We start from the raw sequence: 21,987 nt of genomic DNA, 5'->3' as shown, positions 1-21,987 counted from the left end.
GCCCTCGCCGGACGCCGGCAACGACGATGCGCTCGGCCGTCAGACGAAGAGTCGGGGCAGCAGGTCTCGGCAGCTGCGACGGAGGTCGTCGAGCGCTGTCGCCGAGCCCGCGAGGTAGCGCTGCAGCGCCTGATGGAACAGCCCGTCGAACATCGCGTAGGCCGCGGAAGGCGAGCAGGTCGGCTCGGCGCCGGTGAGGTCGGCGTAGGCGCGCACGAGGCGCCAGATCATCTCCTGCAGGCTGTCGTCGATCTCCGCGACGTCGTCGCGGAACGCCTCCTCGAACAGGGACTGCGAGCGCAGGTCGTACCAGAGCCGATGCATGAGCGGGGCGTCAACGAGCGTGGCGGCCAGCCCCTTCCCGCAGGCTGCGGCGAGCTCGTCGGGCGTAGCCGCCTCGGCGACGAGGCCCTCGTACCGCTGCACGCAGGCGTCCTTGTAGCGCCGCACGCAGTAGGTGATCAGGTCGCTCTTGTCGGCGAAGTAGTAGTGCAGGAGGCCGTGGGAGAACGTCGTGTTGTCCGCGATCGTGCGCAGGCTGGTGCGCGCGTAGCCGAGATCCGCCAGGGTCGCCAGCGCCGCGTCGGCGAGTTCGCGGCGGCGATCTTCGAACTTGTCGACGCGGGACCGCAGCCGCACGGCGGCTGTGTTGGACATGGGCCAACCATACCCACCGGGTGGTTTCCTAACCATCTGTCCAAAGAAATCTTGACAGCCGTCCAAAATCGGGCCATTGTCGGGCCTGTCACAGTGGCGCCGACGAAGATCGAGAGCCGACGATGTCGCTGACCTTCTACCTGGACAAGGGCGCCTCCCTGGGTCCCGAGGCGCCCTGCCTGACCCTCGACGGGACCTCGCTGTCGTACGGCGAGGTCGTCGAGCTCTCCCACGCGGTTGCCAGGGCACTGCGGCGCTCGGGCGTCGAGCCCGGGGACAAGGTCGGCATCCTCTCGGCCAACGACCCGACCGCGTTCTCCTGCGTCTTCGGCATCGCCCGGGCGGGTGCGGTGTGGTGCCCGATCAACCCGCGCAACGCGGCAGGCGAGAACGCGGAGTTGCTCGACCTGTTCGACTGCTCCGCACTGATCTTCCAGCCGGCCTTTGACGAACTGGTCACCGCGATCGTCCCGGAGCTTCCGAAACTGACCACGCTCGTCCGGCTCGGCGACGGAGCGGACGACGGTGGAGACCTGGCGCAGGCCTTCGACTCCTGGCTCGACGCGGCCCGGGACGATCCCTGCGCCGAGGCCATGCAGCCCGAGGACGTGGTGGCGCTGGTCGGCACCGGTGGCACCACGGGGCGTCCCAAGGGGGTGATGCTCACCGATCGCAACATCGAGGCGATGTCGGCGATCACGCTGATGAGCTACCCCTTCGAGGGGCGTCCGGTGTACCTGGCGCAGGCCCCGCTGACCCACGCTGCCGGAGTGCTGTGCTTCCCGATCCTCGCCCGCGGCGGGGAGGTCGTGATCATGGCGAAGCCCGACATCGGCCGGTTCCTGGAGCTGATCGAGCGGCACCGGGTCACCCACACCTTCCTGCCGCCGACGCTGATCTACATGGTTCTCGGCCATGCGGCGCTCGACAGCACGGATCTGTCGTCGCTGCAGTGCTTCTGGTACGGCGCGGCGCCGATATCGGCGGCCAGACTGGCCGAGGCGCTCGACCGCATCGGGCCGATGGCGCAGCTCTTCGGGCAGTCCGAGGCCCCGATGATGATCTCGACGATGTCTCCGGCCGAGCATCGCCTGCCCGACGGGTCGATCAACACCGCCCGGCTGTCCTCCGCCGGCCGACCCTCGCCGCTGGTCACGGTGGCGATCCTCGACCGGCAGGGCCTGCCGGTACCGCGCGGGGAGCGGGGGGAGATCTGCGTCCGGGGCTCGCTGGTGATGGTCGGCTACTACCGCAACCCCGAGGCCACGGCCGAGGCGTCCGCCCACGGCTGGCACCACACCGGCGACATCGGTTTCCTCGACGAGGACGGCTACCTGTACATCGTCGACCGCGCCAAGGACATGGTGATCACCGGCGGGTTCAACGTCTACTCCGCCGAGGTCGAGCAGGCGCTGATGGCCCACGACGCCGTCCGCGACTGCGCGGTGATCGGCCTGCCCGACGAGAAGTGGGGCGAACGGGTCGCTGCCGTGATCCAGCTCCGGCCCGACACCGCGATCGACGTCGACGAGCTGATTGCCTTCGTCAAGCAGCGCATCGGCAGCGTCAAGGCGCCCAAGCAGGTCGAGATCTGGGCCGATCTTCCCCGCTCGACCGTCGGCAAGGTCCTCAAGACGGAAATTCGCCTCACACTCGCGGGGCGCCAACGGAATCACCGCTCGCTACCCGAACGCCGCAAGGAGTCCGCATCATGAAGCTCGCCCTCTACCTGCCGAACTTCCGCGACAAGGTGACCGTCAAGGAGCTCGAGGACCTCACCGCGCTCGCCGAGGAACTCGATTTCGACTCGGTGTGGACGCTCGACCGGATCGTCGTCCCCGAAGCCTCCGACCGCGAGGAGCTGCAGTACTCGTTCGGGATGATGCCGGGGCTGCCCAAGGCGCTGCCGGTGTCCTCACGGGGTGAGTGGCTCCAGGGCATGCCGCTCATCCCGTGGCTCGCCGCGAAAACGTCGAAGGTCCGGATCGGCATGAGCATCATCGACACGCCGTACCGCTCGCCGGGCGTCCTCGCCGCGGAGATGGCCACCATCGACCACCTCTGCGCCGGCCGGCTCAACGTCGGCGTCGGCTCCGGCTGGATGCCCGAGGAGTTCGCGGCGGCGAGCGCCGCGCACATCTTCCCGAAGCGCCACAAGCATGTGCGCGAGACGATCGAGATCATGCAGGGCATCTGGCAGAACGAGCACTTCGAGTACCACGGCGAGTTCGCCGACTTCGGCAAGTGCGGGTTCGGGGCGAAGCCGGTGCAGAAGCCGCACCCGCCGATCTACTTCAGTGGCCTCAAGGATCCGAAGCGCTCGGCGAGCCGGATCGCCACGTACAACCTGTCGGGCTGGATCGGGATCCAGGACTCGCCCGAGGACATCCAGGGGTGGCGCGCTGCCATCCAGCGCGAGCTCGAGGAGCTCGGGAGCTCTCGTTCCGTCGACGAGCTGGACATCAGCAGCATGCTGTGGACCGTCATCACCGACGAGGAGACCGATCAGTCGCCGAACGGCAAGGTCACCAACCTCATGGTGGGTACCGCCGGGCAGATCACGGACCGCCTCAAGCGCTACAAGGAGGCCGGGCTCACCATGCCGATGATCTGGCCGCCGTTCGTGGACGTGCCGGTCTCGAAGACGCTCGATGACCTCAAGCGGCTGAAGGAGGAGATCCTGCCCAAGGTCGAGGCCAGCTGACCGGCTTTCGACGGCGCCGAGCCGACATCGATGTTCCACCCGACGGTTCCGCGCAGCGGGGCCCACCCCTGATCGACGTGAGAGGAGAGGAAGAGATGCCCGAGCTCGAGGGTAAGCGGGTCTTCATCACCGGGTCCGGTGCCGGGATCGGCAAGGCGATCGCGACGCTGTTCACGCAGCGCGGCGCCCGGGTCGTGGTCAGCGACATCGATGCAGACTCGGCCAAACAGACGGCCGAGGAGATGGGTGCGGTGGGCGTCGCCAACTGTGACGTCACGGACGAGGGCCAGGTCCAGGCGGCGGTGCAGCAGGCGGTCGAGTTCCTGGGCGGCCTCGACGTCCTGGTCAACAACGCCGGGATCGAGGTCTCCTCGCCGCTGTTGCAGCAGTCGACGGAGAGCTTCGACACGATCTTCGCGGTCAACGTGCGCGGTCCGTTCGTCGCGATGAAGGCGGCCATCCCGCACCTGGTCGCCGCGAAGGGCAACATCGTCAACATCGCCTCGATCGCCGGCATCGGCGGCAGCCCGCTGCTCGGCTCCTACTGCGCGACGAAGGCGGCCCTGATCCAGCTCACCCGGGTCGCCGCGGTGGAGATGCGGCCGACGGGGGTGCGGGTCAACGCGGTCTGCCCGGGGTTCGCCGACACCGCCATGGTCGAACGGCTCGTTCCCGACTTCGAGGCGGCGACCCAGATCCCCTTCGGCGACCTCGTCGCGATGAAGCAGGGCAGGCTCGGCACCCCGCAGGACATCGCCGAGGTGGCCGCCTTCCTCGCATCCGACCGGGCGACGTGGATCACCGGCAGCCACTACGTCCTCGACGGTGGGCTGACCGCGTCGCTCGTGTGACGTCCACGTCGATGACCGTGTCGATGACCGCGGTCGATGACGCTGTCGTCGACGCGTGCACAGTGAGGCGGTGCAGATGACCGACACGCTCTGGAGCCCGACGGCGGCCCGCATCGAGAACTCCGCGCTGCGCGCATATCTGAACTGGTTGGAGGAGCGCGAGGGACGGCGGTTCGAAGACCACGACGCCCTCTGGGCATGGTCGGTGCAGGACCTGGACCGGTTCTGGGTCTCCGTGGTCGACTACTACGACGTCGACTTCTCCACGCCGTGGACGCAGGTTCGCACCGCCGCGGAGATGCCGCACACCCGCTGGTTCACCGGGGCCCGGCTGAACTGGGCTCAGCACGCGCTGCGCAACGGGGCCGACCACACCACCGCGCTGCTGTGCATCCAGGAGGGTGGTCTGCCCGCGCGCGAGATCACCTTCGGTGCCCTGCGCCGATCGGTGGCGGCGGCGGCCGGTTGGTTGCGCCGGGCGGGCGTGCGTCCCGGCGACCGGGTCTGCGCCTACCTGCCGAACACCGAGCACGCGGTGATCGGCGTCCTCGCCGCCGCCGCGGTCGGCGCGGTGTGGTCGTGCTGCTCCCCGGACTTCGGTGCCGAGGGCACCATCAGTCGCCTCGCGCAGCTCGAGCCCAGCGTGCTCATCGCGACGGACGGCTACCACTGGAACGGCAAGGAGATCGACCGCGGCGACGTCGTCGCGCAGCTGCGCGAGAAGCTTCCGACGCTGCGTCATGTCGTCCACGTCCCGTACGTGTTCGACCGGCCGGCCCCCGACGGCTCGACACCGTGGGCCGAGCTGCTGACCCAGGACGAGCCGCTGGTGTTCGAGCAGGTCGAGTTCTCCCATCCGCTGTGGGTGCTGTTCACCTCCGGCACCACCGGGCTGCCCAAGGGCCTGGTGCACGGCCACGGCGGGATCACGCTGGAGGGCCTGAAGTGGTCCGGGCTGTACTGCGGGCTCCGCGCCACCGAGCGGATGTTCACCTACACCTCGACCGGCTGGGCCCTGTGGAACATGCAGCTGGGCGCGCTCAGCCAGGGCGCGAGCATCGTGCTGTACGAGGGCAGCCCGGGCCACCCGGCGGGCGCGGTCTGGGAGGTCGCCGCACGCACCCGGGCGGACGTCATGCTGCTGGGCGCCGCCGTGGTCACCGCCACGGCGAACACCGGGGTGTCGCCCCGGCGCCAGCACGACCTGAGCCGGTTGCGGCACGTGATGGTCAGTGGCTCGGCGCTGCCCTCGGCCGGATACCACTGGGTGCTGGAGCACGTCAGTGCGGACCTCCGGATCGACTCGACCAGCGGCGGCACCGACATCTCCGGCTCGTTCGTCGGCGGCAACGAGTACGCCCCGGTCCGGGTGGGTCGCATCGGCGGCCGGCTCGCCGGCGTCGACTGCGCGGCCTGGAACGACGACGGCGATCCGGTCGTCGACTCGGTCGGCGACCTCGTCGTCACGCAGCCGATGCCGTCGATGCCGGTGCACCTGTGGAACGACCCGGACGCGGTGCGCTACACGGAGTCGTACTTCGAGACCTGGCCCGGTGTCTGGCGGCACGGGGACTGGGTGACGCTGCACTCCGACGGCAGTGTCTGCATCCACGGCCGCTCCGACTCGACGCTCAACCGGCAGGGCGTGCGGCTGGGCAGCAGCGACTTCTACGACGTGCTCGAGACCATGCCGGAGATCACCGAGACCCTGGTGGTCGGGGTCGAGCTGCCCGACGACGGATACTGGCTGGGCCTGTTCGTCGTCCCGGCCCCCGGGCACGTGCTCGACGAGGACCTCAAGCGACGGATCAGCACCACGTTGCGGACCCGCCTGACGCCCCGTCATGTCCCGGACGAGATCGTCGAGGCGCCCGCCGTGCCGCACACCCTGAGCGGCAAGCGGCTCGAGGTCCCGATCAAGAAGCTGCTGACCGGCAGACCGCTGGAGAAGGCCGCGAACATCGCCTCCGTCGACGACCCCGACGCGCTGCGCTGGTACGCGCGGTTCGCGGCAGCCCGGTTGGCCCAGTCGGGCTGACCTGCCCCCGAGGTGACGAAGGAGAGCACGTGCGCCTGGGTGCGACGCTCGCCCATCTGTCCGAGGCGCCGCCGTTCGCGGTCGCCGAGTGGGCGCGACGCCTGGTGGATGCCGGTTTCGAGAGCCTGTGGACGCCCCAGATCATCGGGCGCGGCTCCCTGGTCCCGGACCCCTTCGTGACGGTTGCGGTGGCGGCCACAGCCACCGAAGGGGTGGAGGTGGGAACGGCCACCGTGCAGGTGCCGCTGCACCATCCCGCCGACCTCGCGCACCGGATCCTGTCGCTGATGTCCGTGTGTGGCGACCGCCTGACCCTCGGCATCAGCCCTGGGTCGACCGCAGCCGACTACGCCACCGTCGACCGGGACCACGCCGCGCGATTCCGGACCTTCGACCAGAACGTGGCGCGGCTGCGGGTCCTGCTCGCCCACGGGCGGGACGAGTTCGCCGACCTCGCCCCCGCAGCCGGTGCCACCGGCGGGCCGCCGCTGCTCCTCGGCTCGTGGGGGGCCAACGTCGAGCGGGCCGCCCGGGAGTTCGACGGCTGGCTGGCCTCCGGATACCGCCGCACGGCCGATCAGATCATCGCTGCCCACGACCGATACCGTGCCGCCGGTGGCCAACGGGCCATCGTGTGCGCCGTCCGGCTGTCCGGACCGGACGACCTCGGACCCATCGGCGAGCAGCTCCACCGCTTCGCCGAGGCCGGCTTCGACGACGCTGTCGTACTGATCGAACCCGGCGGGCCGGATCCCGAGACGGTCAGGGCCCTTCTCCCGTGAGCCTGTCACGGCGGCTCACCCAGGCGGATGACGAAAGCCTGAAAGTCGGGGATGGCGATGTCGAGAATCCGTGACCGGCCTCGTCCCCGCGGTGAACGTGACCAGAATGGGTCACACCAGTACCGAGGAGTCACACGATGGCCAAGTACCTGCTGCTCAAGCACTATCGCGGCGCTCCGGCTCCGGTCAACGACGTGCCCATGGACCGGTGGACGCCGGAGGAGATCTCCGCGCACGTGCGGTACATGAACGACTTCGCGGCCCGGCTCACGGAGGCCGGCGAGTTCGTCGATGGTCAGGCGCTCGCCCCCGAGGGGGCCTGGGTCCGCTACGACGGCGAGGGGCGCCCGCCGGTCACCGACGGCCCGTTCGCCGAGACCAAGGACCTCATCGCCGGCTGGATGGTGATCGACGTCGACAGTTACGAGCGCGCCATCGAGCTGGCCGGGGAGCTGTCGGCCGCCCCCGGGGCGGGCGGGAAGCCGATCCACGAGTGGCTCGAGGTGCGCCCGTTCCTGACCGCGCCGCCGACCACCACACAATGACCTCTCCGGTGAACGAGGACCTGCTCCGGAGCCTCATACCGAGCGTGCTCGGAATCCTGGTCCGCCGCGGAGCCGACTTCGGTCGGGGAGAGGAGGCCGTGCAGGAGGCGCTGGTCGAGGCGGTCCACGTCTGGCCGGCCGACCCGCCGCGGGATCCGAAGGGCTGGCTGGTCACCGTGGCCTGGCGCCGGTACCTCGACGCGACCCGGGCAGACGCCGCCCGCCGCCGGCGGGAGGAGCTCGTCGACCAGGAGCCGGCGCCCGGGCCCGCGTCCGGGATCGACGACACGCTCCAGCTCTACTTCCTGTGCGCCCACCCGTCGCTGACGCCGTCGTCCGCGGTCGCGCTCACACTGCGCGCCGTCGGCGGGCTGACCACCCGCCAGATCGCCCAGGCCTACCTGGTGCCCGAGGCGACCATGGCACAGCGCATCAGCCGGGCCAAGCGCGCCGTCGCCGGCGTGCGGTTCGACCGGCCCGGCGATGTCGCCACCGTGCTGCGCGTCCTGTACCTGGTCTTCAACGAGGGTTACTCCGGCGACGTCGACCTCGCGGCCGAGGCCATCCGGCTCACCCGGCAGCTCGCGGCCGCGATCGACCACCCCGAGGTGGCGGGGCTGCTGGCCCTCATGCTGCTGCACCACGCCCGGCGCGCCACCCGGACCGCGCCCGACGGCAGCCTGGTGCCGCTCGCCGAGCAGGACCGTGCCCGCTGGGACACCGAGTCGATCGCCGAGGGGGTCGAGATCCTGCAGGCGGCTCTCGCCCGCGACCGGCTGGGTGAGTTCCAGGCCCAGGCCGCGATCGCGGCACTCCACGCTGACGCACCCACCGCCGAGGACACCGACTGGAGACAGATCGCCCAGTGGTACGACGAGCTCGCGCGCCTGAGCGACAGCGCGGTCGTCCGGCTCAACCGCGCGGTGGCTGTCGGCGAGGCGGACGGACCGCGCGCCGGACTGGCCGCGCTCGCGGAGCTGGACGACTCGCTGCCCCGCTACGCGGCGGTGGCGGCGTACCTGCACGAGCGCGACGGCGACCTGGCGACGGCGGCACGGCTGTACGCCGAGGCGGCCCGCAAGGCCCCCAACCTCGCCGAGCGCGACCACCTGACGCGCCAGGCCGCCCGGCTCAACACCCGCCGGCAGCACTGACGGGGCGCGTTCGGCTGTCCCGGCCGCACCGATCGTGCATCGGCCGAGCGCCGCGAGTGCCGACGATGCGGCACGGCGTGGCCTGCTCCCCGACGGGATGCCAGCGGCGTTCGATCCTCTCTGCGGTGACGGGCCCGAAAGGACGCCGACGGACGGCACCACCCGGGCGTTCGGCCCGGCTCCCTGGGAATTCGTGATCAGGGCGACAGACGAAATTGATCTTATCGATGGCGAGGGGGTAGCCCGTTCAGCGGTACGTGACGCTCCCGTTACACTCCAGGCCTTCGGATCGCTGGAATGGGTTCTGCAACGACAAGATCGCGCCATGCCGTCGACACAGTGGTAGGCACCGGTCAGATCGGAGCGTCGTGGGCTGCACACACCTCGAGGCATGTCCTCTTTTCCCACTCCTCAACGCAAGCCTGCGTGGCTGGCGCGACTACTACTGCGACAGTGAGGACAACTGGCGCACCTGCGCGCGATTCAAGCTGTCGCTCACCGGCCAGCTCGTGCCGATCTCGCTGCTCCCCAATGGGCATGACGCGCTGCACCTGCGCCGCGCTCCCGACGCCGACCAGCCCGGCGTCGCAGACCTCGGGCACGCGCCGCCGGCTCAGCCCGGTTCCGGGCCGCCGCCGACCGCGGTGCCGCCGTCTCCGTTCGAACCGGCACCCGCACCGGAACGAGCGCCCCGGCCCGCACAGGTTCCCCCGCCCCCAGGGGTTCCACCGGCTCGATCGAGGGGCCCCGCGCAGCGGCCGCGAGGTTCGAGACGCCGCTGGTGGACCCGATTCGTCAACTGGTTGAGAGGCCCCGCATGAGCAACTACTGGCCCTGGTGGGCAGGCGCGATCGGCCTCGCGCTGGTCGCCATCAACTACACCCTGACCACCGACCGGTTCCTCGGGGTCTCCTCGGCGTGGGATCGTGTACTGCACTGGCGGGCCGAACGCCGTATCGAACGGATGGACGAGCAGTTCTCCGACGATCGCGCGCTCGCCGAGGCGCTCGCCGCGGCCACCGCCGAGCACTTCGGAACCGGCCCCGCAGGCCCCACCGGACCGGGCGCCGGGAGCGGGGGTGCTCCGGCACCCGGTCCGGCCCCCGCGCCGACCACACGCGAGACGGCTCCGGTCACGCGCCTACGCCCGGCCCCGCTGTTCACCCAGGCCGTCCTGCTGCTGTCGATATTCGTCGGCGGCTGGATCGCGGCCGCCACCGCGGGCCGGTTCGAGCTTCGCTTCGACATGGGTGACGGTTTCCGCGAGATCGTCACCGGCAACCCGGTGACGATGATCGTCACGTTGTTCATCGGAGGCGTGCTCGTCGGCTTCGGCACCCGCCTCGCCGGAGGGTGCAGCTCCGGGCACGGGCTCAGTGGCTGCGGGCGGCTGCAGCCGGTCAGTCTCCTTGCCACCGCCGTCTTCTTCGGCGCCGCCGTCGTGATGTCGTTCCTGCTGTGGAAGGTGATCTGATGCGTTCACGAGGTGGGCTGCTCGTTGCCACCGTGATCGCCGGGCTGGGGCTCGGGTTCACGGTCACCAACATCGGGTTCGGCGACTACGCCGAGCTGAACCGCATGTTCACGTTCCAGGATCTCCGCATGCTCCTCGCCTTTGCGGGCGCGGTAGCGATCCTCGTGGTGGTCTACGCGATTCTCCAGGTTCGCCGCGCACCGGGGCGCATCCACGCGGGCGTCGTTCCCGGTGCGATCCTGTTCGGCGTGGGCTGGGCGATCTCGGGCGGTTGCCCCGCGATCCCCATCATCCAGGTCGCCAGCGGTTACCTGCCCGCGCTCGTCACGATCGCCGGTGTCGTCGTCGGGATCCGGCTCTGCCGCTGGGCCAATGGCAAGTACTTCCACCTCGACCGGGGCTCCTGCGGGTTGTAACGACGATTCCGTCGCGCAGTTGTGCCGCTGAGGCGCGGCTGCCTGCCGCTGGCGCCTACGAACCCGGCATCGTGGGCGCCGGTGTCATGTCCACCCGACCGGCGGGATGGGCCGGTCGGGCACGCGCAGCCGGTTGACCAAGGCAGTAGCGTCGTGGACGGGATCACTGCCGCCGAGTCCGCCGCCGCGACCACCATGAGCGCGCCGTGGCGGTGGCTCGTCGGCGACCCTCGACCGCTGGGCTCACGCGCCGGTCGATCACCTCATGGGGGCAGGATGGCGACCTGGACGTTGACACCCAACCGCCGGAGTCGACGCGTGGCCCGGGTCGTGGTGTCGATCCTCGCGGTCGGCGTGCTGGCGGTCGCCGCCGCGTGTACCGCGCCCGGTACGTCGGCGAACGCCCCGTCGCAGGCGCCGTCCTACGCGGCAGGTCTGCAGCCGAAGCTGGAACAGATCGCCAAGGACCGGCTCCTCACCGGGGCCGTCGTGCTCGTGCGCTCACCAGAACTCGGCGACTGGACATGGCAGACCGGCACCCGAACCTACCGGGGGAACGACCCGGTTCAGGTCGGCGACCACGTCAGGGTGGGTAGTAATACCAAGACCTGGACAGGAACGGTGATCCTCCAGCTCGTCGGGGAGGGCCGGCTCGCGCTCGACGACCCGGTGTCGAAGTACCGGCCCGACGTCCCGAACGGGCAGAACATCACCATTGCCCAGCTGCTGGACATGCGCAGCGGGCTGGCGAACTACACCGTGGACTTCGACCTCAACAACCAGATGGACATCTACCCCACCAAGGTGTGGAAACCCGAGGAGTTGCTGGCGAAGGCGTTCGCGATGCCGCCGGTCGCGACGCCGGGCGAGAAGTTCTTCTACTCCAACACCAACACGGTGCTGCTCGGCCTGATCATCGAGCAGTTGACCGGCCATCCGGTCGCGGAGGAGTTCCGGAACCGTCTGTTCGCTCCGCTGGGCATGAACAACACGGTGATGCCGGACCTGTCCTCGACGGCGATCCCCGACCCGCACCCCCGCGGCTACACGTACGGCACCAACGTCGGGACGATCGACAGCCTCGTACTGCCCCCCGACGTGCAGGCCGCGGCGAAGACCGGTGAGATCGTGCCGATGGACGTCACCGACGTCAACCCGTCCTGGGGGTGGACCGCGGGCGCTGGAATCTCGACGGCCGAGGATCTTGCTCGCTGGGTCGAGGCGCTCGGCGGCGGCGGGCTGCTGACCCCGGACCTGCAGAAGCAGCGCCTCGCCAGCGTCCAAGCGATCAGTCCGGGCGACCCGGCCAGCGCAGGCTACGGACTCGCGCTCGCCCGGTTCGGGCACCTGTACGGGCATTCCGGGGAGCTACCGGGCTACAACTCCTTCATGGGCTACGACCCCGATCGCAAGATCACCATCGTGGCCTGGGCGACGCCCGCACCGTCGGTCGACGGCAATGGGCCCGCCGTCGAGCTGGCCAAGTCCGTGATCGGCACACTGTACGGCTGACGTCCTCCCCGAGGGCCGAACCCGACCGCGCGGGCACCGTTCGTCGGGAAGCTCGCTGCCCGCCGCCGGACCCGAGCGCCGGACGGATCAGGACTGCCGGAGCCGCAGCACGTTCCACGAGATGGGCGACAACTCCACGGCCCTGCCCCGCGGCACCGGACGCGTGTGTGGGCGGACCCGTTCGGGGGCCTGCCAGGTATTGGCGGCCGTCGGGTCCGGATCGGTCACCGCGAGGTGCTCGGCGATGGCGTGCCCCGGCACGGCGGAGGCATCGACGGTCAGCTCGATCGGCTCCTGCTGGTGCCGGTTGACCACGAACACGACCACCTCCCCGTCACCGCGATGCGTCGCCGCGGCGGCCAGGAGCGGAACGCGGCCGTAGCGTGCGGTGTCGTACTCCGGGACGTCGAGCTCGGTGCGCAGCACCGTCCCTCGGGCCAACCGGGCGGTGAGGGCGAACGGGTGGAAGATCGTCTGCCGCCACGCCGGCCGGTCGGGTTCGGTCCGGATCGGCGCGAGCACGTTCACCAGCTGGGCCTGGCAGGCCACCGCGACCCGGTCGGCGTGGTTCAACAACGTGATCAGCAGGTCGCCGACGACCACGGCGTCGGCAACGGTGAAGGTGTCCTCGCTGATCCGCGGTGCCCGGGTCCATTCCTCGGGCGGTTCGGACGGCCGGTGCCAGACGTTCCATTCGTCGACGGCGACGGTGATCTGGCGACGACCGCGGCGCCGGGCCGCGACGGCGTCCGCGGTGGCGACCACCGACGAGATCATGCGGTCCATGTCGGTGGCCGATGCCAGGAAGCTGCCCAGATCGCCCGCCGGGGCGAAGTAGGCGTGGGCTGCGATGTGGTCGATCTGCTCGAACGCGAGATCGAGGACCGTGGACTCCCACTGGCCGAACGTCGGCATCCGGCCGTGTGAGCTGCCGCAGGCCACCAGTTCCAGCCCGGGGTCGATCATCCGCATGGCGCGGGCCGTCTCGGCGGCGAGCCGGCCGTACTCCTCGGCGGTCTTGTGCCCGATCTGCCACGACCCGTCCATCTCGTTGCCCAGGCACCACATGCGGACTCCGTGCGGCTCCGGCGCTCCGTGTGCCGCCCGCAGGTCGGACAGCCGCGTGCCGCGGCGATGGTTGGCGTATTCCAGGAGGTCGAGAGCGTCCTGCACGCCGCGAGTGCCGAGGTTGAGCGTGAGCATCGGCTCCACCCCGGCTCGCCGGGCCCAGCGGATGAACTCGTCGAGGCCGATCTCGTTGGTTTCGACGCTGTGCCATGCCGGATCCAGCCGTGCCGGTCGGCTCGTCCGCGGGCCGATCCCGTCCTCCCAGCGGTAGCCGGAGACGAAGTTGCCGCCCGGGTAGCGCACGAGGGTGACCCCCAGCTCGCGCACGAGGGCGAGCACGTCGGCGCGGAAGCCGTCGGCGTCGGCGCTCGGGTGGGCAGGATCGTAGATGCCGCCGTAGACGCAGCGGCCCATATGCTCGACGAACCCACCGAACAACCGCTTCCGGACCGGGGCGAGCGGAAAGGCGGGGTTGAACGACAGGCGAGCGGTGCGCACGGTCAGGCTCCTACCCGTGGCGCTTGAGCGGCGCAAGCGTCGCCAGGGGGCACATGCGCCGCTCAGGTGGCGGTGGTGACCGGCCTTTACGTGTAATGGCGTGGGTGTGCACGTGTCTGGCGCGGGAGTTCTAGGAGCGACCGGACCATCACGGGCAGCGTCCGGAGCGACGGTGCACCGTGCGCCGGGACCGCGCGCCCACGGTCGTACCGGGACGGTCGAGCGCAACCGCGGACATGCGGCGCTGTTCGACGGCGGAGTCGAACGGGAGGTGGCGGTGCGGGACGGCGAGTTCTGGACGACCGACGGCCAGGCCGGGGACCTGACCGATCAGTGGCAGCAGATGCTCTCGGCGACGCACCTGCCGTGGGCGGTGCAGATACCCGAGCCGGACGACGGCCGGCCCTTCGAGGCGTGGATTCGCCGCCTGTGGATCGACGACCTCGCCCTGGTCGACTGCGAATGCGGACCCTGTTCCGGTACCCGGCAGCGTCGCCAGATCTCCGGCACCGACGGTGAGTTCGTCGTCGTGCTGATCACCCGGGGCGGTCGCGAGACGGTGAGCCAGGCGGCGGCCGAAGCCGACCTCCAGCCCGGCGACGCCGTGGTGTGGGACAGCACCGTGCCGGCCCGGTTCCGCGTCTGGGAGCGGCTGTCGAAGCGGAGCCTGTTGATCCCCCACGCGGCCCTGGACGAACTGAGCGGCCGCGCGTGGTTCAGCGCCGGGGTCATGCTCGACGGCCGGTTACCGGCGACTCGTCTGCTCACCACGTACCTCGACACGCTGAGCGAGGCGTTGTCCGGGCTCAGCCCGGCGGCCGTGGCCGCGGCCCGCAACGCGACGCTGGAACTGTTCATCGGTGCGGTGCGAGCCGAGGGTGACGTCACCACGGCCGGTGCGGCCCGGCCCGCCCTGCGCGCGGCGATGGAGCGCTGGATCGACCGGCACCTGCTCGACGACTCCCTCTCGCCGACGGCCGTCGCGGCCGCTCACGGCGTCTCGATCCGCACCGTGAACCGGATCTTCAACGCGACCGGGCAGACGGTGGGCGAGGTCGTCCGGGTGCGCAGGCTCGCCCGCGCTCGCAAGGAGCTGGCCGAGTCCGACCGGCCCATCGCGGCGATCGCTCACCGCTGGGGATTCTCCGACAGCAGTCACTTCAGCCGCAGCTTCAAGGCCCACTACGGCAGCTCACCGACCGACTATCGCGGTGCCGTGCGTGCCGCCGGTGGCGTGCCGGTCCATGGACGTGTCGCGACCGTTCAAGCCGCCGAGACCGTCGGTGACGAGACTCGCATCACAGTGGCTCGGGGGTGAGTCGGTCCTGTCCCGAGTCCGCGACCCGACCGGAAGGAGAGATCGACATGACTCGCCGCGACATCGAGTTCGACGCCGAGGGCGTCACCCTGCGGGGCTGGTTCTACACCGCCGACGGCGCGAGCGGTGCCGCGCCGACGGTGGTGATGGCGCACGGGTTCTCCGCCGTCAAGGAGATGTACCTCGACACGTACGCCGAGTCGTTCGCGGCGGCGGGCCTGAACGCGCTGGTGTTCGACAACCGCAACTTCGGCGCCAGCGACGGGAGCCCGCGCCAGGAGATCGACCCCTGGGCGCAGGTCCGCGACTACCGCCACGCGATCACCTACGCCACCACGCTTCCCGAGGTGGACGCCGACCGGATCGGGATCTGGGGCAGCAGCTACTCCGGCGGCCACGTGCTCGTGGTCGCCGCGATCGACCGCCGCGTCAAGGCGGTCGTCAGTCAGGTGCCGCTGGTGAGCGGGCAGGGCAACTTCCGGGCGCTGGTGCGCGCCGACTTCATCGACGGCTTCCGCAGCCAGTTCGACGCCGACCGGCTGGCTCGCTTCCAGGGCGACCCGCCCGCGATGGTGCCGGTGGTGGACGAGGACCCGCTCGCGCCGTCGGCGCTCCCGACACCGGACTCGTACCGGTGGTTCACCGAGACGCATAAGCTCCGCGCGCCGTCGTGGCGCAACGAGGTCACGTTGCGCAGCGTGGAGATGTTCACCGAGTACGAGCCGGCCAGCTACCTGCCCTACATCAGCCCGACCCCGCTGCTGCTGATGCCGGCGCAGAACGACGTGCTCACTCCCACGCACCTGACCATCGCCGCATACGAGCAGGCCCGGCAGCCCAAGAAGCTGCAGATCCTGCCCGGCGGCCATTTCGACGCGTACGTCAGGGGATTCGAGGCCTCCAGCGGCCCGGCCCGCGACTGGTTCGTCGAGCACCTCGCGCCCTGATCCGACGAGGTCCCACACCGTCCACACCCGGTCGAGAAGACCGAGAAGGAAACGCCTCATGTCGAACAAGCTGCAGGACACGGTCGCCGTCGTCACCGGCTCCAGTTCGGGCAACGGCCGGGCCATCGCGCTCGCCCTCGCGGCGGAGGGCGCCACCGTCGTCTGCTCCGACATCCGTCGCGAGGCCCGCGAAGGCGGCTACGAAGGCGACATCCAGACACCCACCGACGACGCCATCCGGGCCAACGGCGGCAAGGCCGAGTACATCGAGGCCGACGCGGCGAGCTACCCCGCGATGGAGAGCCTGATCAATTCCACGGTCGACGGTTTCGGCCGGCTCGACGTGATGGTGAACAACGCCGGGATCTTCACCGGCCTGCACACCATCGTCGACGAGACCGAGGACGAGTACGACCGCACGATGGCGGTCAACGCCAAGAGCGTGTGGCTGGGCTGCAAGTTCGCGATCCGGCAGATGCTCACGCAGGAGCCGGTCGACGGGTCGCGCGGCCGGATCGTGAACATCGCCTCCATCGGCGGGCTCGTCGGGCTCGCCGCCGAACCCGCCTACTGCGCCGCCAAGGGCGCGGTGGTCAACCTGACCCGCCAGCTGGCCGTCGACTTCGCGCCCGAGCGGATCAACATCAACGCGATCTGCCCCGGTTTCCTCGCCACCGCGATGGTGCGGCCGTTTCTCGACGACCCCGAACTCAACAAGGTCCTGCACGCCAAGTCGCCGTGGCCGGAGCTGGGCACCGCCGAGGACGTCGCGAAGGCGGCCGTGTTCCTGTCCACGAGCGACGCCCGCTGGGCCACCGGATCGCTGCTCACCATCGACGGCGGCTTCACCGCCCCCTGACCCTGGAGGTCACCCATGGCTCGTTTGCAGGACAAGGTCGTCGTCGTCACCGGTGCGAGCTCCGGCTTCGGCCGCGGGATCGCGAAGGCGTGTGCGGCCGAAGGGGCGAAGGTCGTCGTCAGCGACGTGCACGAGAAGCCCAACACCGGCGGCTTCGAGGACGATGCCGCGCTCACCACGGTGGAGGTGATCGAGAAGGCCGGCGGCCGGGCGGTGTACGTCGGCTGCGACGTGACGAATGCCGACCAGGTCGACCATCTCATCGCCGAGGCGGTTCGCGTCTTCGGCCGCCTCGACGTCATGGTCAACAATGCCGGCGTGTACCGAGCCGGGAAGCGGCTGCACGAGTTCACCGAGGCCGACCTCGACGTCTGCTATGAGGTCAACGTCAAGGGCACGTTCTTCGGTGCGCGATCCGCGATCCGGCAACTGCTCGCGCAGGGCGCGGGTGGTGTCATCATCAACCTCGTCTCGACGGCCGGTCTGCAGGGCCACCCCAACCAGTCGGTCTACAACATCTCGAAGGGCGCCCAGGCCAACCTCACCCGCTGCCTGGCCATCGAGTACGGGAAGGACGGAATTCGCGTCAACGGCATCTGCCCGACCTACGCGAAGACCTCGTTGACCCGAGAGTTGTTCGACGACAAGGATTTCGACCAGGCGTTCACCGAGTCGATCCCGCTCAAGCGCTGGGGTGAGGTCGACGACATCGCGAACCTGGCGGTGTTCCTCGCCGCCGACGAGTCGAGCTATATCCACGGCGACCTGATCAAGATCGACGGCGGGGAGACGCTCTGCCGCTACTCGGTCTGACCCGCCCACGGGCCGATCAGCCGTGATCGTCGCGCCGGTGGATTCGCGCGTGGGCGATGAGCTCGACGGTGACGAGGACCGCGAGGGTCTCGGCGGCGAGGAGGCCGACGAGGACCAGCACCTGGGCGGCGCCGGCCTGGAGTGGGCCGCCGCCGCCCATCAGGACTCCCACGAACGCGCCGGGCAGGGTGACGAGCCCGACCGTGCGAGTCTGGTCGAGGGCGGGGACGAGGGCGTCGCGCGCCGAGGGGCGGATCAGCAGAAGGGAGGCGTCGCGCTGGGCGAGGCCGAGCGAGAGCGCGGCCTCGTACTCTCCGCGCCGGTGGTGGAGTTCGTCGAGTGCCCGGCGCCCGGCGAGGGAGGTCGCGGTCATGGCTCCGCCGATCACGATCCCCGCGATGGGAACGACCGCGATGCCGACGAGCGGGACGGCGCCGGTGGCGAGGATGATCGCGATCACGGGGACGGCCCCGGTGAGGATGGCGAGCCCGGCGTGCAGGCCGCTGCGGCTCGGGGTGATCCGGCGCGCGGCGGTCCAGGTGGCCACCCCGAACATGATGAGCACGAACAGTCCGGTCGCCCACCACGAGCGCACGACGGCGAGGATGAGGGTGGAGACGACGGCGAGCTGGACCACCGCGCGGACGGCTGCCACAGCGGACGCGGTCGAGGTGCGCAGACCGCCGAGACCACCGGTCAGCGCCGCCAGCGCGACCAGCGCGACAACCGCGACCCCCAGCTGCCACCCGACGACCACACCGGACTCACCCATATACACCTCCCTGGTTCGGCAAGGCTGCCGTAGGTTCCGGAACGCAGTCGCGCCCGCCCCGGCGCTTCAGGGCACGATGCCGTTCCGCTGGTCGTGCGTGTGCAGGATGTCAAGGGTTCGTGCGGCCGGGGCGTCGAGGGAGGGGAGTGCCAGCAGGTGACCGACGCCTGGGACAGCGAGGATGCCTACGAACGCTACATCGGGCGGTGGAGCCGGTCGGTCGCGGCGCGGTTCCTGCACGGGCTGCCGGACGGACCCCCGGCGGCGTGGTGCGACGTCGGCTGCGGGACCGGCGCGTTGGCGCACGCGATCCTGACGACGCAGAACCCGACGAGGGTGCTCGGGGTGGACCGCTCCGAGCCCTATCTGGCCGCCGCCCGGCAGGCCGCCGCGGATCCCCGCTTCACGACAACGGTGGGGAGCGCCACGGCGATCCCGGCCGGTGACGGCGAGTTCGACCGGGTCGTCTCGGCGCTGCTGCTCAACTTCGTGCCACAACCCGACGAGGCGCTCGCCGAGATGCGCCGGGTCGCCCGGCCGGGTGGGTTGATCGGCGGCTACGTTTGGGACTATGCCGAGGGGATGCGGCTGATCCGATCGTTCTGGGACGCGGCGACCGCGCTGGATCCGGCCGCGGCCGAGCTCGACGAGGGCCGCCGCTTCCCGATCTGCCGCCCGGAGCCGCTGCGGGCGCTGCTCGTCGGGGCGGGGCTGGTCGACGTGGCCGTCGGGGCGGTCACGGTTCCCACGGTGTTCGCCGATTTCGACGACCTGTGGGACCCGTTCCTCGGCGCCCAGGGCCCGGCGCCGGGCTACTGCGCCGCGCTGCCCGAGGAGCACCGCGCCGCCCTGCGGGAACGGTTGCGGGGGATGCTGCCGCAGCGTGCCGACGGTGGCATCGCGCTCGAGGCCAGGGCCTGGACCGTCCGCGGTCGCGTCCCCGGGAACGGGAACCGGTAGCAATACCGCATGACAACTGCCCCGCGGCCCAAGTTCGACCCCGAGCTCAAGGCCGGGCTCGCCGTCGTGGGTGGGGTGTTCCCGCCGACCATCACCCCCGACCTGATCGCCTTCATGCGCCGGTCCTATGCCTCGCCGCCGATCGAGGAGACGCTGCGCGGCCGTGCGATCGACCATCGGGACGAGGTGATCACCGGGCACGGCGGTGACCCGGTCGTGGTTTCCGTCCTGCGGCCGACGGGCGCGGACGGCCCCCGGCCGGGCGTCGTTTACGCGCATTCGGGCGGGCTCATGTTCGGCGACCGGTTCAGCGGGCTCGACCTGATTCTGAGCTGGGTGGAGCGGCTCGGCGCCGTCCTCGTCACGGTCGAGTACCGACTCGCCCCCGAGTTCGCTGACCCGTACCCGCGCGAGGACATGTACGCCGCGCTGGAATGGGTCGCCGCGAACGCACGGCGCCTCGGCATCCGGCTCGACCGTCTCATGGTGGCGGGCGCGAGCTGCGGCGGTGGACTCGCGGCGGGGCTGGCACTGGCGGCCAGGGACCGGGGCGGACCCGCGCTGTGCGGCCAGCTCCTCGACTACCCCATGCTCGACGACCGCGGGCTGACCCCGTCGACGCACCAGTTCGACGGCGTCGGGGTGTGGGACCGGATCAGCAACGAAACCGCGTGGACCGCCCTGCTCGGCGCGGCCCGCGGCGGGCAGGGCGTCTCCGAGTACGCCGCGCCGGCGCGGGCGACCGATCTGCGCGGTCTGCCGCCCGCGTTCATCGACGTGGGTTCGGCCGAGATCTTCCGCGACGAGGCGATCGGCTACGCCGCCGCGCTGTGGAACGCCGGGGTCGACGCCGAACTGCACGTGTGGCCCGGCGGGTTCCACGCGTTCGACATCTTCGCGCCGCACACGGGTCTGGCCCGGGGAATGATCCGCACCCGGAACGCCTGGGTGGAGCGGATCCTCGCCGACTGAACCGACGAACCGGGCCCGGCGCCGCAGTAGGCTGCGGCGATCGGCCACGGGAGGTGCGGCGAGGTGCAGGATCTGCTGGGACGTCTCGCCGCGCTCGACCCGGAGGCGAGTCTGGGGCTGCGGGTGATCGCCTGCTTCGACGAACTGATCGTCGGGAATGTGAACACCCGCGCGCTGCTCAGCGCGGCCGCCGCCCTCGCCGGCTGCACTGCGGGCTTCCACCAGGAGCGTCCCGCGCGGACGGTCCGGGTCACGCCGAAGGGGGAGCTGTGCCCGAAGGGGGAGCTGCGCCCGATCCCGGGCGCGCCGCCCGCCCACGGCGTCGAATCCGGTGACGGGCTCACCGTGTGGCTGGAGCGGACCGGCTCGGCCCACGCCAATGACGCGATCATCCTGGAGCGGCTCGCCCTGGCGATCCGGCTGCGTCACGGACGGGGCCGGCGGGATCTGGACAACCGCCGCGATCTGGGCACACTCCTGGACGCGTCCGTCTCGGTGGAGGATCGCCACGACGCCGCCGCCCGGCTCGGGCTGTCGGCCAAGCGCAGCTACCGGGTCGTCGCCGCGCCGCTCTTCGCGACCTGGCGGCACCATCCCGCCGGGCCCGAGGATGTCGTCCCGACGCCGTTCGGTCCCATCCACGCGCTGGTCCTCGCGAACGACCACGAGGCCGTGGACGCGCGCCCCTCCGGAACGGGCGTGCCCACCCGGCCCGAGCACCTGCATCGCTCGTTCCGCACCGCCCTGGTCGCCCTGCGGCTGTGCGCCCCGCCCGAGGTGTGCTCGGTCGACGCCGACCAGTACGGTGGGCTCATCGCGATCCTGGCGGACGCCCCCGCGGATGGGCATCAGCCCGACGTCGATCTCCTCGACCGGATCATCGCTCATTCCTGGGGTGCGGCCACGCTCGATGCCCTGGTCCGGGCCGGGTCCGTGCGGCAGGCCGCCCGGCTGAGCGGGGTGCACCACAGCACCATGCAGGCTCGGCTCGACTCGATCGAGGAGATCCTGGGCTTCCACCCGTTCGACGGGTGGGGTCGCACCCGCCTCGGTGTCGCCTACCTCGTCTGGCGGCTGCGCCACTCCCGCGTTCTCGACCTGCCCGCCCCGGTCCGCTGAATCCGCCATCTGGCGGATACCGCCCCGCGAGTCGCGCATGATCGTCGGTTCCGGCCCCGGGGTGTGGCCGCGACAATGGCCGGATCAGCCACCCGTCGAGACGAGGATCACCGATGATCGACAATCCGTACTACACCCCCGAGTTCCACGGCGACTACGAACTGATCAGCATCGGCCGGCTCGATCTGGAGGAGGGCGGCTCGATCCCGGACTGCCGGCTCGCGGTGGCGACCTTCGGCACCCTCAACGCGGCCCGCGACAACGCCATCCTGGTCCCCACCTGGTACTCGGGCACCCATCAGATCTGGCGTGACGTCTACATCGGACCGGACCACGCGCTCGACCCGACCCGGTACTTCATCGTGGTGATCGACCAGATCGGCAGCGGGCTGTCCACCAGCCCGCACAACGCCGAGGGCGCCAACGCCGAGATCGCGATGTCGCGGTTCCCGCGGGTGCGCATCGGCGACGACGTGGTGGCCCAGGAGCGGCTGCTGCGCGAGCATTTCGGGATCGAGACCCTGCAGT

20 protein-coding genes and 1 pseudogene are annotated in these 21,987 nt (G+C 70.7%); 18 read left to right on the top strand and 3 right to left on the bottom strand.

Annotated features, from left to right (window positions below; genetic code table 11):
• Positions 1–39 precede the first annotated feature (39 nt).
• Positions 40–657, bottom strand: coding sequence for a TetR/AcrR family transcriptional regulator (locus tag ACFQE5_RS17225; protein WP_379586365.1), 618 nt, complete (start codon positions 655–657; stop codon positions 40–42).
• A 122-nt stretch (positions 658–779) separates the two neighbouring features.
• On the opposite strand from ACFQE5_RS17225, the gene ACFQE5_RS17220 reads away from it, so the two are divergent.
• The 10 genes from ACFQE5_RS17220 (at position 780) to ACFQE5_RS17175 (ending at position 12,133) form a co-directional block, all read left to right on the top strand.
• Entirely contained in the window at positions 780–2,372 is a 1,593-nt protein-coding gene (locus tag ACFQE5_RS17220) for an acyl-CoA synthetase (RefSeq protein WP_379586363.1), read from the top strand.
• On the top strand, positions 2,369–3,361 hold the full coding sequence (locus tag ACFQE5_RS17215; protein ID WP_379586361.1) for an LLM class flavin-dependent oxidoreductase: 993 nt from the start codon (positions 2,369–2,371) through the stop codon (positions 3,359–3,361). Before ACFQE5_RS17220 ends, ACFQE5_RS17215 begins: the two co-directional genes overlap by 4 nt.
• A gap of 95 nt (positions 3,362–3,456) precedes the next feature.
• A complete protein-coding gene (locus ACFQE5_RS17210; RefSeq protein ID WP_379586360.1) occupies positions 3,457–4,212 on the top strand; it encodes an SDR family NAD(P)-dependent oxidoreductase in 756 nt (251 codons plus the stop codon).
• A gap of 76 nt (positions 4,213–4,288) precedes the next feature.
• Entirely contained in the window at positions 4,289–6,250 is a 1,962-nt protein-coding gene (locus ACFQE5_RS17205; RefSeq protein ID WP_379586850.1) for an acetoacetate--CoA ligase, read from the top strand.
• A 29-nt stretch (positions 6,251–6,279) separates the two neighbouring features.
• On the top strand, positions 6,280–7,032 hold the full coding sequence (locus ACFQE5_RS17200; protein ID WP_379586358.1) for an LLM class flavin-dependent oxidoreductase: 753 nt from the start codon (positions 6,280–6,282) through the stop codon (positions 7,030–7,032).
• Between the two features lie 137 nt (positions 7,033–7,169).
• A complete protein-coding gene (locus ACFQE5_RS17195) occupies positions 7,170–7,577 on the top strand; it encodes a YciI family protein (protein ID WP_379586356.1) in 408 nt (135 codons plus the stop codon).
• Positions 7,574–8,731 carry an RNA polymerase sigma factor gene (locus ACFQE5_RS17190; RefSeq protein WP_379586354.1) on the top strand — a complete coding sequence of 386 codons (1,158 nt, stop codon included), beginning with the start codon at positions 7,574–7,576 and terminating at the stop codon, positions 8,729–8,731. Before ACFQE5_RS17195 ends, ACFQE5_RS17190 begins: the two co-directional genes overlap by 4 nt.
• Before the next feature lie 817 nt (positions 8,732–9,548).
• On the top strand, positions 9,549–10,205 hold the full coding sequence (locus ACFQE5_RS17185) for a YeeE/YedE thiosulfate transporter family protein (RefSeq protein WP_379586352.1): 657 nt from the start codon (positions 9,549–9,551) through the stop codon (positions 10,203–10,205).
• Positions 10,205–10,621: a YeeE/YedE thiosulfate transporter family protein gene (locus tag ACFQE5_RS17180; RefSeq protein WP_379586351.1), complete on the top strand. Its 417-nt coding sequence runs from the start codon at positions 10,205–10,207 to the stop codon at positions 10,619–10,621. Before ACFQE5_RS17185 ends, ACFQE5_RS17180 begins: the two co-directional genes overlap by 1 nt.
• A 318-nt stretch (positions 10,622–10,939) precedes the next feature.
• Complete coding sequence (locus ACFQE5_RS17175; RefSeq protein WP_379586349.1) at positions 10,940–12,133, top strand: serine hydrolase domain-containing protein; 1,194 nt, start codon at positions 10,940–10,942, stop codon at positions 12,131–12,133.
• Between the two features lie 87 nt (positions 12,134–12,220).
• On the opposite strand, the gene arfA is transcribed toward ACFQE5_RS17175, so the two are convergent.
• Complete coding sequence (gene arfA / locus ACFQE5_RS17170) at positions 12,221–13,699, bottom strand: arabinosylfuranosidase ArfA (RefSeq protein ID WP_379586347.1); 1,479 nt, start codon at positions 13,697–13,699, stop codon at positions 12,221–12,223.
• Between the two features lie 172 nt (positions 13,700–13,871).
• Here arfA and ACFQE5_RS17165 point away from each other — a divergent pair, with 172 nt between their 5' ends.
• From ACFQE5_RS17165 to ACFQE5_RS17150, 4 genes are read left to right on the top strand one after another with little or no spacing between them, the layout of a single operon-like run.
• On the top strand, positions 13,872–15,017 hold the full coding sequence (locus ACFQE5_RS17165; RefSeq protein WP_379586346.1) for a helix-turn-helix domain-containing protein: 1,146 nt from the start codon (positions 13,872–13,874) through the stop codon (positions 15,015–15,017).
• A gap of 47 nt (positions 15,018–15,064) precedes the next feature.
• Positions 15,065–15,964, top strand: coding sequence for an alpha/beta hydrolase (locus tag ACFQE5_RS17160; RefSeq protein ID WP_379586345.1), 900 nt, complete (start codon positions 15,065–15,067; stop codon positions 15,962–15,964).
• 58 nt (positions 15,965–16,022) lie between these two features.
• On the top strand, positions 16,023–16,823 hold the full coding sequence (locus tag ACFQE5_RS17155; RefSeq protein ID WP_379586343.1) for an SDR family NAD(P)-dependent oxidoreductase: 801 nt from the start codon (positions 16,023–16,025) through the stop codon (positions 16,821–16,823).
• A gap of 15 nt (positions 16,824–16,838) precedes the next feature.
• The gene (locus ACFQE5_RS17150) at positions 16,839–17,636 is read left to right on the top strand and encodes an SDR family NAD(P)-dependent oxidoreductase (protein ID WP_379586341.1); all 798 of its coding nucleotides are present in this window, start codon (positions 16,839–16,841) and stop codon (positions 17,634–17,636) included.
• A gap of 16 nt (positions 17,637–17,652) precedes the next feature.
• On the opposite strand, the gene ACFQE5_RS17145 is transcribed toward ACFQE5_RS17150, so the two are convergent.
• Positions 17,653–18,408 carry an ABC transporter permease gene (locus tag ACFQE5_RS17145; RefSeq protein ID WP_379586339.1) on the bottom strand — a complete coding sequence of 252 codons (756 nt, stop codon included), beginning with the start codon at positions 18,406–18,408 and terminating at the stop codon, positions 17,653–17,655.
• Between the two features lie 93 nt (positions 18,409–18,501).
• On the opposite strand from ACFQE5_RS17145, the gene ACFQE5_RS17140 reads away from it, so the two are divergent.
• The 4 genes and pseudogenes from ACFQE5_RS17140 to ACFQE5_RS17125 form a co-directional block, all read left to right on the top strand.
• Positions 18,502–19,368, top strand: coding sequence for a class I SAM-dependent methyltransferase (locus tag ACFQE5_RS17140; RefSeq protein WP_379586338.1), 867 nt, complete (start codon positions 18,502–18,504; stop codon positions 19,366–19,368).
• 9 nt (positions 19,369–19,377) lie between these two features.
• Entirely contained in the window at positions 19,378–20,340 is a 963-nt protein-coding gene (locus ACFQE5_RS17135; RefSeq protein ID WP_379586337.1) for an alpha/beta hydrolase, read from the top strand.
• Between the two features lie 63 nt (positions 20,341–20,403).
• Positions 20,404–21,459: a helix-turn-helix domain-containing protein gene (locus ACFQE5_RS17130; protein ID WP_379586335.1), complete on the top strand. Its 1,056-nt coding sequence runs from the start codon at positions 20,404–20,406 to the stop codon at positions 21,457–21,459.
• A 113-nt stretch (positions 21,460–21,572) separates the two neighbouring features.
• Positions 21,573–21,987, top strand: a pseudogene (locus tag ACFQE5_RS17125) (hypothetical protein); the annotation flags it as partial.

This window comes from Pseudonocardia hispaniensis, from assembly GCF_042658695.1.
Classification (GTDB): Bacteria; Actinomycetota; Actinomycetes; order Mycobacteriales; family Pseudonocardiaceae; genus Pseudonocardia; species Pseudonocardia hispaniensis.
Note: the sequence above shows the minus strand (reverse complement) of the source record. Positions and strands in the feature narration are given on the sequence as shown.

Coding starts and splice junctions, on each gene's coding strand:
- ACFQE5_RS17225 (WP_379586365.1), bottom strand. CDS start 657: ATGTCCAACACAGCCGCCGTGCGGCTGCGGTCCCGCGTCGACAAGTTC.
- ACFQE5_RS17220 (WP_379586363.1), top strand. CDS start 780: ATGTCGCTGACCTTCTACCTGGACAAGGGCGCCTCCCTGGGTCCCGAG.
- ACFQE5_RS17215 (WP_379586361.1), top strand. CDS start 2,369: ATGAAGCTCGCCCTCTACCTGCCGAACTTCCGCGACAAGGTGACCGTC.
- ACFQE5_RS17210 (WP_379586360.1), top strand. CDS start 3,457: ATGCCCGAGCTCGAGGGTAAGCGGGTCTTCATCACCGGGTCCGGTGCC.
- ACFQE5_RS17205 (WP_379586850.1), top strand. CDS start 4,289: ATGACCGACACGCTCTGGAGCCCGACGGCGGCCCGCATCGAGAACTCC.
- ACFQE5_RS17195 (WP_379586356.1), top strand. CDS start 7,170: ATGGCCAAGTACCTGCTGCTCAAGCACTATCGCGGCGCTCCGGCTCCG.
- ACFQE5_RS17190 (WP_379586354.1), top strand. CDS start 7,574: ATGACCTCTCCGGTGAACGAGGACCTGCTCCGGAGCCTCATACCGAGC.
- ACFQE5_RS17185 (WP_379586352.1), top strand. CDS start 9,549: ATGAGCAACTACTGGCCCTGGTGGGCAGGCGCGATCGGCCTCGCGCTG.
- ACFQE5_RS17180 (WP_379586351.1), top strand. CDS start 10,205: ATGCGTTCACGAGGTGGGCTGCTCGTTGCCACCGTGATCGCCGGGCTG.
- ACFQE5_RS17160 (WP_379586345.1), top strand. CDS start 15,065: ATGACTCGCCGCGACATCGAGTTCGACGCCGAGGGCGTCACCCTGCGG.
- ACFQE5_RS17155 (WP_379586343.1), top strand. CDS start 16,023: ATGTCGAACAAGCTGCAGGACACGGTCGCCGTCGTCACCGGCTCCAGT.
- ACFQE5_RS17150 (WP_379586341.1), top strand. CDS start 16,839: ATGGCTCGTTTGCAGGACAAGGTCGTCGTCGTCACCGGTGCGAGCTCC.
- ACFQE5_RS17145 (WP_379586339.1), bottom strand. CDS start 18,408: ATGGGTGAGTCCGGTGTGGTCGTCGGGTGGCAGCTGGGGGTCGCGGTT.
- ACFQE5_RS17135 (WP_379586337.1), top strand. CDS start 19,378: ATGACAACTGCCCCGCGGCCCAAGTTCGACCCCGAGCTCAAGGCCGGG.